Annotated in this window: 7 protein-coding genes and 1 pseudogene; 6 read left to right on the top strand and 2 right to left on the bottom strand. The window is 40.9% G+C overall.

The window, feature by feature from the left end; genetic code table 11:
• Positions 1 to 230: 230 nt before the first annotated feature.
• Complete coding sequence (locus H601_RS16540) at positions 231 to 509, bottom strand: hypothetical protein (protein ID WP_156900406.1); 279 nt, start codon at positions 507 to 509, stop codon at positions 231 to 233.
• Between H601_RS16540 and H601_RS16910 the strand changes: the two genes are divergently transcribed.
• The 6 genes from H601_RS16910 to H601_RS0112620 all read left to right on the top strand — a co-directional run bounded on the left by H601_RS16910 (position 490) and on the right by H601_RS0112620 (position 9,848).
• A complete protein-coding gene (locus H601_RS16910) occupies positions 490 to 825 on the top strand; it encodes a DUF6660 family protein (protein ID WP_035655986.1) in 336 nt (111 codons plus the stop codon). The genes H601_RS16540 and H601_RS16910 overlap by 20 nt on opposite strands.
• Before the next feature lie 132 nt (positions 826 to 957).
• On the top strand, positions 958 to 5,316 hold the full coding sequence (locus H601_RS0112640; protein ID WP_026711845.1) for a CusA/CzcA family heavy metal efflux RND transporter: 4,359 nt from the start codon (positions 958 to 960) through the stop codon (positions 5,314 to 5,316).
• 8 nt (positions 5,317 to 5,324) lie between these two features.
• Positions 5,325 to 6,602, top strand: a complete 1,278-nt coding sequence (locus tag H601_RS0112635; RefSeq protein WP_026711844.1) for an efflux RND transporter periplasmic adaptor subunit — start codon at positions 5,325 to 5,327, stop codon at positions 6,600 to 6,602.
• A gap of 11 nt (positions 6,603 to 6,613) precedes the next feature.
• Positions 6,614 to 7,036, top strand: a complete 423-nt coding sequence (locus H601_RS0112630; RefSeq protein WP_026711843.1) for a Fur family transcriptional regulator — start codon at positions 6,614 to 6,616, stop codon at positions 7,034 to 7,036.
• A gap of 47 nt (positions 7,037 to 7,083) precedes the next feature.
• Positions 7,084 to 7,803, top strand: coding sequence for a transglutaminase-like domain-containing protein (locus H601_RS0112625; protein ID WP_026711842.1), 720 nt, complete (start codon positions 7,084 to 7,086; stop codon positions 7,801 to 7,803).
• A 5-nt stretch (positions 7,804 to 7,808) separates the two neighbouring features.
• Positions 7,809 to 9,848, top strand: a complete 2,040-nt coding sequence (locus H601_RS0112620) for a heavy metal translocating P-type ATPase (protein ID WP_026711841.1) — start codon at positions 7,809 to 7,811, stop codon at positions 9,846 to 9,848.
• A gap of 246 nt (positions 9,849 to 10,094) precedes the next feature.
• On the opposite strand, the pseudogene H601_RS15765 reads toward H601_RS0112620, so the two are convergent.
• Positions 10,095 to 10,339: pseudogene (locus H601_RS15765) on the bottom strand (group II intron reverse transcriptase/maturase); the annotation flags it as partial.

Here is a 10,339-nt window from a genome sequence, read left to right as displayed (position 1 = left end):
CGAGTATCAAAACTTGGTCGACCTTCTGATTTTAAAACTCTTGGCGTAAATCCTAATTTTTCTAAATCGATACTACCTACAAAAGCGTCAATAAATCGAACAGGATTGTCAGCTGATATAGTATCTTCTAAACTCGATACTTGTAACTGGTTACGGGAAATTCCTTGTATATATTGCATCACTAAATATACATAATTTACGTTTTTCTTACAAGTTTTTCGTTATATTTGTTAAAAAGATTGTGGAGGTTTTTTCACAGTCTGACGTTGTAAGCAATGGTAACGGACGACACCATCAAGAGCCAACAATGACGAAACACAAAGATTTAATTTTTGCCCAACACACATTTTTTTGTTTTTCTGCCACCGCACAAGTGGCACATTTGGTTTTTCCCGACACACAAAGCCAACGCTCAAAAAACCAAAAGAGCCACTTTTTCCCATCCAAAATAACAGCGTTTTGAATTTTTTACTAACTTTGCAAAAGAATATGAAAGTCTTCTCTTCCATACTGGCACTTTTTATGATGGCATTATTTGTAATGCCTTGTGCTGATATGTATGAAAAAAATGTATTTAATATTCAGGAACATTCTACAGAAATAACACATCAGGACAACCACGAACATACAGACAGCGACTTATGTACACCTTTTTGTTTATGCGGTTGTTGTGGAATAGTTTCAGGTATAGTGCTTCAATGGAATGTATACAGCTTAGTTAAGGCGAAGACTTTTGACCTTTCTAAGCCTAAAGTTTATTATAAATGTACCTTTATATCCCACTATCTGGGAGAAATTTGGCAACCGCCAAAGATTAATGCATAATTTTTAATGTTTTAATGATTATAGCTTTTTGCGTACAGCAACAAGCTGAATGTTTTGGGTCATACTTCGTATTTCTCGTATTCATAATCATTGCAATTTATCATTAATTATTCATCATTAATCACAATAGAAGTGTTAAATAGTATTATAAAATTCTCTATAAAGAATAAGTTCATTATAGGATTGATGACCTTGTTTCTCATCATTTGGGGGGTATGGAGTGCCAAGCAAATCCCCATTGATGCCCAACCTGACATTACAAACAATCAGGTTCAGATTATTACCCTGTCGCCTACATTGGCAGGACAAGAAGTAGAACAATTAGTAACATTTCCCGTAGAGCAAAGTATCGTTAATCTTCCAAAAGTAGAAGAGATAAGAAGTGTTTCAAGATTTGGATTATCTGTTGTAACCGTTGTCTTTCAAGATAATGTCGATATTTATTTTGCACGACAGTTAGTAAGCCAACAGCTGAAAGAAGCACAAGACCAGATACCTGACGGGATTGGAACACCTGAACTTGCTCCTGTCAGTACAGGTCTTGGCGAAGTGTACCAATATATTCTTCATCCCAAAGAAGGCAGTGAAGACAAATATTCCGCAATGGATTTGCGGACAATGCAGGACTGGATTGTTGCCAGACAACTTTACGGTACTCCGGGAATTGCAGAAGTCAATAGTTTCGGTGGTTTGCTTAAACAGTACGAAGTTTCTATCGACCCAAACCGCATCAAGGCAATGGACGTTAGTATTTCCGATATTTTTACCGCCCTCGAAAACAACAACCAAAATACCGGAGGTGCATATATCGATAAGAAGCCCAATGCTTACTTTATTCGCGGGATTGGTCTGGTTACTTCATTGGAAGATGTAGGAAATATCGTCGTTAAAAATACAGGTAGCGTTCCGGTATTTATCAAAGATGTGGCAGAAGTACAATTTGGTCACGCAACCCGGTACGGAGCATTGACCTATAATGGCGAAGTAGATGCTGTGGGTGGGATTGTAATGATGTTGAAGGGAGAAAACACCTCTGAAGTTGTAAAAAGTATCAAAGAAAAAATACCGGTTATCCAACAATCTCTACCCGAAGACGTGGTCATAGAACCATTTTTAGACAGAATGGATTTGGTTGATAGAGCGATAAGTACGGTTCAAAAGAACCTCATTGAGGGCGCACTGATTGTTATTTTTGTATTAATTCTATTCCTGGGGAATTTCAGAGCAGGACTGATTGTAGCCTCAGCCATACCGCTATCTATGCTTTTTGCGTTGGGAATGATGCGGCTGTTTGGTGTAAGTGCCAACCTGATGAGTATGGGGGCTATTGATTTCGGATTGGTAATAGATGGTTCCCTGATTGTTGTTGAAGCGACAATGCATCATTTGGGCTTGCGGAAATCCACACAAAGACTTACGCAGGCAGAAATGGATGAAGAGGTATATGAATCTGCACGGAAAATTCGTACGAGTGCCGCATTTGGCGAAGTTATCATCCTCATTGTCTATATCCCTATCCTTACTTTGGTGGGTATAGAGGGTAAAATGTTTACGCCAATGGCACAGACTGTAAGTTTTGCCATTTTGGGAGCATTGATTTTGTCCTTTACCTATATCCCGATGATGAGTGCTTTGTGTTTGTCTAAAAAGCCGATTACCAAAAAGAATTTTTCAGACAAAATGATGGACTATCTTCAAGGGGTTTATAAACCATTGTTAGAAAAAGCCATTCGGATGAAATATGTGGTTATTGCGGTTGCCGTTGGGCTGTTTACCATAAGTATATTCTTTTTTTCACGGATGGGCGGAGAGTTCCTGCCAAAATTGGGCGAGGGCGATTTTGCTTTCCACTGTATCCTGCCACAAGGAACATCGTTAAGCCAAAGTCTGGAAACCTCTATGCAGGCATCAAGGATAATCAAGGAATTTGACGAAGTGAGAATGGTCGTAGGCAAGACTGGTGCTGCCGAAGTACCGACAGACCCGATGCCTCCCGAAGCCACTGACCTGATGATTATCCTAAAACCGCAGGACGAATGGAAAACAAAAAAATCCTATGACGAGCTTTCCAATGAAATGATGGAGAAACTTGAAGTTATTCCCGGTGTATTCTTTGAAGCCAATCAGCCGATACAGATGCGGTTTAATGAACTGATGACAGGTATCAGGCAGGATGTAGCCGTTAAGATATTCGGAGAAGACCTCGACAGTTTGTTGGTTTATGCCAATAAAGCGAATGCTATTATTCAAACAGTAGAAGGTGCGACTGCTCCGCAGGTAGAACGGGTAGCAGGTCTTCCCCAAATCAATATCGAATATGACCGTACCCGAATAGCCAATTACGGCTTGAATGTACAGGAAATAAACGATATTGTCAGCACTGCGTTCGCAGGTAAATCAGCAGGTGTGATTTATGAAAACGAACGAAGATTTGATTTGGTGGTACGGCTTGATGAAGCCCACCGCAGTTCCATTGAGGATGTGAGCAATCTGTTTATCCCACTACCAAACGGCGACCAAATACCGCTTTCACAGGTTGCAAACATTGATTACAAATTAGGGCCCGCACAAATCAGCCGTGAAGGCGGTAAACGCAGGATATATGTCGGCTTCAACGTACAGGGGCGGGATGTAGCCAGCGTTGTCAATGAAATTCAGGATAAATTGGCTGAACAGATTAAGCTACCGACAGGTTATTATTTTACTTATGGTGGTCAGTTTGAGAACCTCCAAAAAGCTACCGACAGATTATTGATTGCAGTGCCTATCGCACTACTTCTGATTTTTATCCTACTGTATTTCACGTTCCATTCGTTCAAGGAAGCCGTTTTGGTTTATACAGCTATCCCGATGAGTGCCATTGGAGGCGTGTTTGCCCTTTTGTTGAGGGATATGCCCTTCAGTATATCGGCAGGTGTTGGGTTTATCGCCCTGTTCGGTGTCGCCGTTCTGAACGGGATTGTACTGATTTCCACATTCAACAGATTGGAAAAAGAGGGCTGGAACGAGATTATCCCGAGGATTATCGAGGGAGCCAAAACAAGGCTAAGACCAGTATTGATGACAGCATCGGTAGCAAGTTTAGGTTTTTTACCAATGGCATTGAGTACAAGTGCAGGTGCAGAAGTGCAGAAACCATTAGCAACGGTGGTTATCGGCGGATTGATTTCAGCAACAGCATTGACACTGTTCGTACTGCCTTTGCTATACCTTGTATTTATGAGAAATCACAAGCCTACAAAAAATAATAAGATGAAAGCCATAACACCACTATTGTTGCTGTTTGCGTTCTTAGGCTTTTCTCAAAACAGTAAGGCACAAAATCCGGTAAATGTAGATAGAGCTATCGAAATAGCTATGGAGAACAACCCTCAGCTACGTTCCAAAAATATGGATATTCAATCTGCCCAAAGCCTTAGCAAGACGGCGTATGAACTACCGAAGACCGATGTAAACTTCCAATACGGGAATAATGAGGGATTTGAATATAATGACGGTTTCCAAATTTCACAGACCATTCCCTTTCCGACACTCTTTGGGGCAAAGAAAAATCTTGTCAAAGAGCAGGTAAAAGGTCAGCAGTGGGCGAAGGCTCTGACAGAAAACGAACTGAAAAAACAGGTAAGAACCTATTATTATCAGTTGGAATATTTGGAGCATAATGCTTCGGTTTTAAAGTATCTTGATAGTATTTATGTAGACTTTATCCGTGTTGCGGAACTCCGGTATAAAACGGGAGATATAGGTAAATTAGACGTTAATACTGCAACTACCAAGAAAGGGGAAATAAGTCTTTTGTATCAACAGAACGAGGTTTTCAGGCAAAATGCCTATCAGAACCTTAAAAACCTGATGCAGACACAGGAGGATTTTGCCATTGAACCCCAATCCGACTATGTACCATTACTATTAACTTCTTTCATCGACAGTTCAGCTATTGAAAACCACCCAAGCATCCAGCTATTGTATCAGGAGGCTAAAATCGCTGAACAGAACAAGAAATTGGAACGGGCGAACAGCCTGCCTGATTTTACGTTCGGCTATAATAACATATCGCTGATAGGAATGCACAGTAAAAATGGTGTAGAGCAATTTTATGGCAGAGGACAGCGGTTTAGTTTTGTTGATGTAGGTATAACCATTCCACTCTTTACAACAACCAGAGCAAAAATCCGTTCCCTTGACTATCAGAAACAATCATTGGAACTGAATGCCCAATGGCAGCAGGAGCAGCTAAAAACGGAGCTGGCAAATGCCCTGAAACAATACGAACAGAATGTTTCACAGTTTACCTATTTCAAGGAGCAGGCACTTCCGAATGCTGATGAAATCATCAATGCGGCAAAGTTAGGGTACAGTACCGGAGATATTTCGTATGTGGAATACCTCTTTGCATTGCAGACAACAACCGATATTCAGCTTAATTATTTAAAGAGCATACAGCAAATCAATGAGGCTGTAACGCTTATCCATTCATTAATCAGTAAATAATACAAAATATGAAACGTATCATAAATAATATAGTTTTCAGCGTTTTTGTCCTCGTAGTAATCTTTGCTTTGAACGCTTGTACAAATAAACATACGGAGGGCGACGGACATAATCACGGCAGCGAAGCAGCAACGACAACGGACGAACACGAAGAAGAAGAAGAAAACGTTGCCGTACTGACCGATGAACAGATGAAAGCCGTAGGCATTGAAATCGGCTCTATTGAGCAAAAACAACTATCCGCAACATTGAAAGCCAACGGTGGATTGAGAGTACCCAACAGCAACAAAGCAAATGCAACTTCAATGTTTGGTGGCGTTATCAAATCCCTCAATGTGGAGATAGGCGATTTCGTGAAGAAAGGTCAGGTCATCGCCACTATTTCCAATCCGCAATTCATACAGTTGCAGGAAGAATACCTAAGCATCAATAGCCGTATAGAATTTGCAGAGCAGGAAGTGGCAAGACAAAGAGAGCTAAACGAGGGAAATGCAGGTGCAAAGAAAAACCTTCAAAGTGCCACTACCGAATTGAACACGTTGAGAACACGAAAAGCATCGTTACAACAACAAATCCAAATGATGGGCATTAATCCGGCTTCCTTGTCAAATTCCAGCCTTAAATCCTCGTTGGTCGTTACAAGTCCGATAAGCGGTACGGTAAGTAACGTTTTCGCCAAAATCGGAAGCTATGTAGATGTGTCTTCGCCTATTGCCGAAATAATAGAAAACACAGCATTGCACTTGGACTTACAAGTTTATGAAAAAGATATTCCCCTAATCAAAATAGGTCAGAAAATAGATTTTGTCGTAACCAACAATCCCAATAAGACCTATTCTGCCGAAGTGTACAGTATTGGTTCATCTTTTAGCGGAGAGAGTAAGACCATTGCCGTTCACAGCAGAATTACAGGCGATAAAACAGGATTGATTGACGGAATGAGCATAACCGGAACTGTCAGTTTAGATAATGTACTAAGTACGGCTGTACCCAATGAAGCGATTGTCAATGCAGACGGGAAGTATTACATCTTTTTGGTCAAGGAGCAGGAAGAAGAACCACACGACCATAAGGAGGGCGAAGAACACGACCATAACCACGACCACGGTTCGGAAAAAGGAACTCAATTTGTAAGAATGGAAATAGTTAAAGGTGCTTCTCAATTGGGTTACACGGCGATAACGCCTGTAAATGAAATTCCACACGGTACGCATATCGTGATAAAAGGTGCGTTTTTTGTGAATGCAAAAATGAATGATACCGGAGAACACGGTCACGCTCACTAAAATAGTATATAATGAAAAAGAGCATTGAACAAAAGCTGTTGTCAAAGAACACCAATCCGACCAGTATGCGGATATTGGTGTACGATTTCTTGGAGCAACAGCAAACAGCGATGTCCTTATCTGAAATCGAAAGCCATTTTTATAAAGCAGACAGGGTTACGATTTACAGGACTTTGAAAACTTTTGAGGAAAAAGGTATTGTACACAGTATTCAGGAGAACACTACGGTTAAGTATATTTTGTGCCACGACGGGTGTGATGAAGAAACGCACAAGGATTGGCACTTACATTTCTATTGTAAGATTTGTAAACAGACAACCTGTAAGGAGGATTTTATTATACCGCAGAATGGAAGTCAAAATTACCGTATTGACGAAATAAAATTATTTGGTAAAGGTATTTGTGAGAACTGTTTAAAGGAGAGTTTGCAATAGCATTGCAAGCTCTCCCTGTGTACCTTTGTTATAAATATAAATGTGTTATGGACAACTATCTTAAAGAAACAAAAATCCTTGACTACTCAAACGTTTCTATACAAGAGCTATTGGAACAAAGAGGGTGGAAAGATTTGGACACTGTTTCAAGAGTTAAAGCCATTTACAATTTTGTCAGGGATGAAATAAAATTTGGCTACAATGTTTCGGACGATATACCTGCATCAGAAATTCTGAAAGACGGTTACGGACAGTGCAATACCAAAGCAACTTTGCTAATGGCGTTATTAAGAGCAACGGGAATACCTAATCGCATTCACGGTTTTACCATTGATAAAGCCTTGCAAAAGGGAGCTATTACGGGTATTTGGTACAAACTTTCGCCGAAAAACATCTTACATAGCTGGGTTGAGGTATTGGTAAATGAACAGTGGTATTTTTTAGAGGGCGTGATTTTGGATAAACCTTATCTCACAAAATTGCAGGAGCAGAACAGCGATTGCAAAACCACGTTTTGTGGTTTCGGGGTTTATACAGATAATTTTGAGAACCCACCGATTGAATGGAACCTCAACAATACGTTTATTCAGGATAAAGGCATCAATCAGGACTTTGGTGTTTTTGATACGCCAGATGCGTTCTATGCAAAACATCAGCAAAAGCTGAACGCTTTCAAGAAGTTTATTTTTCAGCATATTGTGAGGCATATAATGAATAATAACGTGGAAAGAATAAGAAATAAAAGTGTAACGAACCTAAAAAATTAAAGGCTATGATAAATACAGACAAAAATCACAAGCATACTTACGATGCACAAGGCAAAATGACTTGTTGCACACAGGAAGAAAAAATTTACACCCAAGCAGGTGCAAAAGAGCTGGTAAATGAAAAGCATCAACACGACCACAGCGATGATGACGGACACGACCATTCACATTCGGGCAGTAACGATAGTGTTTTCAAAATGTTTCTTCCCGCCATTATTTCCCTTGTGCTATTGCTTACAGGTATCGTAATGGATAATTGGCTTCCGCAAACGTGGTTTACAGGTTGGGTAAGGATTATCTGGTATGTGGTAGCGTATGCTCCCGTCGGGTTTCCTGTATTGGCAGATGCCGTGAAAAGCATCAGAAAGGGAGAAATATTTTCAGAGTTCTTTTTAATGGGCATTGCCACCATCGGGGCATTTGCCATTGGCGAATATCCCGAGGGCGTTGCCGTTATGTTGTTCTATGCCGTTGGAGAAGTTTTTCAGACAATGGCTGTTTCCAGAGCCAAAGCAAACATCAAATCATTGCTCGACCAAAGACCTGATGAGGTAACGGTTTTACGAAACAGTCAGACGGAAACCGTAAAGGCTGAAACCGTAAACATCGGCGAAATCATACAACTGAAACCGGGCGAAAAGTTAGGTTTGGACGGAGAACTGTTATCTGAAACGGCATCGTTCAACACCGCAGCACTCACAGGCGAAAGCAAGCCCGACACCAAAGCCAAAGGCGAAACGGTTTTGGCGGGTATGATAAACCTTAATACCGTTGCACAAGTGCAGGTTACAACCGCATATACGGATAGCAAGTTGAGCAAAATTTTGGAATTGGTACAAAATGCTACTTCACAAAAAGCACCAACGGAATTATTTATCCGCAAGTTTGCGAAAATATATACCCCTATCGTGGTACTGTTAGCGGTCGCTATTTGTGTGCTGCCTTACTTTTTCGTAGCTGATTATGAGTTTAAGGATTGGTTGTACAGAGCTTTGGTATTCCTGGTTATTTCTTGTCCTTGTGCATTGGTTATAAGTATTCCATTGGGTTATTTCGGAGGAATTGGAGCAGCTTCAAGAAATGGAATATTGTTTAAAGGAAGCAACTTTTTAGATGCCCTTTCCAATATTCAAAACGTGGTAATGGATAAAACAGGTACAATGACGGAGGGTGTTTTCAAGGTTCAGGAAGTGGTATTTGACAAAGCGTTCAATCAAGACGAAATCCTGCAATTGGTCAATATATTGGAAAGCCACAGTACGCACCCCGTAGCGACGGCTATTCACGAATACGTGGGCAAACCGGATAATACAATCCGCTTGGAAAACACGGAGGAAATTGCAGGACACGGGTTGAAATCAACCGTAAATGGTAAAGACTTATTGGTCGGGAATTTCAAGCTGATGAACAAGTTCGGGATACAATACGATTTAGACCAGAACAGCATCGTTTATACGACTATTGCCGTTGCTTACGATAACAAATTTGTCGGTTACATCACTATTGCCGACAGTATCAAAGAAGACGCACAGGAAACCATAAATCTATTGCATAAGCTCAATGTGAAAGCTACTATGCTTAGTGGAGATAAAAGTACAGTGGTAAAGTATGTAGCGGAACAGTTGGGGATAGACAATGCTTTCGGGGATTTACTGCCCGAAGATAAAGTGAACAGGGTTAAAGAAATCAAAGCCAAAGGCGAAAGCGTTGCTTTCGTCGGCGACGGTGTGAATGATGCTCCCGTTGTGGCATTGAGTGACGTAGGTATTGCAATGGGCGGTTTGGGAAGCGATGCCACTATTGAAACGGCGGATGTGGTCATACAAGACGATAAACCAAGCAAAATTCCTTTGGCAATCAATATCGGGAAACAGACAAAGAAAATAGTTTGGCAAAATATCACATTGGCATTTGTAGTAAAAGGTATTGTATTGGTGCTTGGTGCAGGTGGATTGGCTACAATGTGGGAAGCCGTTTTTGCAGATGTAGGCGTAGCATTATTAGCAATTCTAAATGCAGTACGAATACAACGAATGAAATTTTGACAAGCCAACGCATAAGCAAGCACATTTGCAAACCGCACAAGCCGACACACAAGCCGAAGTTTGCAAAAGAGCTTGCTTTTCCAACGCAGGAAAGAAAAACAAAAAAATCTTGCCCTGCTTCGCAAAAATTAAATCTTGCTGACAGACCAAACCCGACAGACTAACGAAGAACCACTGCTTACAATCGAGTAGACTGCCCCACTAGAAACTAGCAGGGAGAGCCTCTCACACCACCGAGCATACGGGTCACGTACTCGGCGGTTCGCAAAGAGATGGGTTGAGTTGAATGTAGACTTCCGTTAAGGATTCGTATCCCTTTTGTTTCAAGCGTTTCAAAGTAATAGTTGTTCCTAAAATCGGACTTTGGGCAATCGCCCAACCACCTTTTCGAGTTCTGCTCCACATGTAGGCGTGGTCTTGGTCAACCCCCAATTGAATCAGGTTTTTCCTTTTCCTTTCGGGTTTCTTCCAATCGTGCCAGATGCAATACC

The organism is Flavobacterium filum DSM 17961 (assembly GCF_000425465.1).
Classification (GTDB): domain Bacteria; phylum Bacteroidota; class Bacteroidia; order Flavobacteriales; family Flavobacteriaceae; genus Flavobacterium; species Flavobacterium filum.
The sequence above is the reverse complement of the archived record's forward strand: the minus strand, read 5'-3'. Positions and strand labels throughout refer to the sequence as shown.

Coding starts and splice junctions, on each gene's coding strand:
- H601_RS16910 (WP_035655986.1), top strand. CDS start 490: ATGAAAGTCTTCTCTTCCATACTGGCACTTTTTATGATGGCATTATTT.
- H601_RS16540 (WP_156900406.1), bottom strand. CDS start 509: ATGGAAGAGAAGACTTTCATATTCTTTTGCAAAGTTAGTAAAAAATTC.
- H601_RS0112635 (WP_026711844.1), top strand. CDS start 5,325: ATGAAACGTATCATAAATAATATAGTTTTCAGCGTTTTTGTCCTCGTA.
- H601_RS0112630 (WP_026711843.1), top strand. CDS start 6,614: ATGAAAAAGAGCATTGAACAAAAGCTGTTGTCAAAGAACACCAATCCG.
- H601_RS0112625 (WP_026711842.1), top strand. CDS start 7,084: ATGGACAACTATCTTAAAGAAACAAAAATCCTTGACTACTCAAACGTT.
- H601_RS0112620 (WP_026711841.1), top strand. CDS start 7,809: ATGATAAATACAGACAAAAATCACAAGCATACTTACGATGCACAAGGC.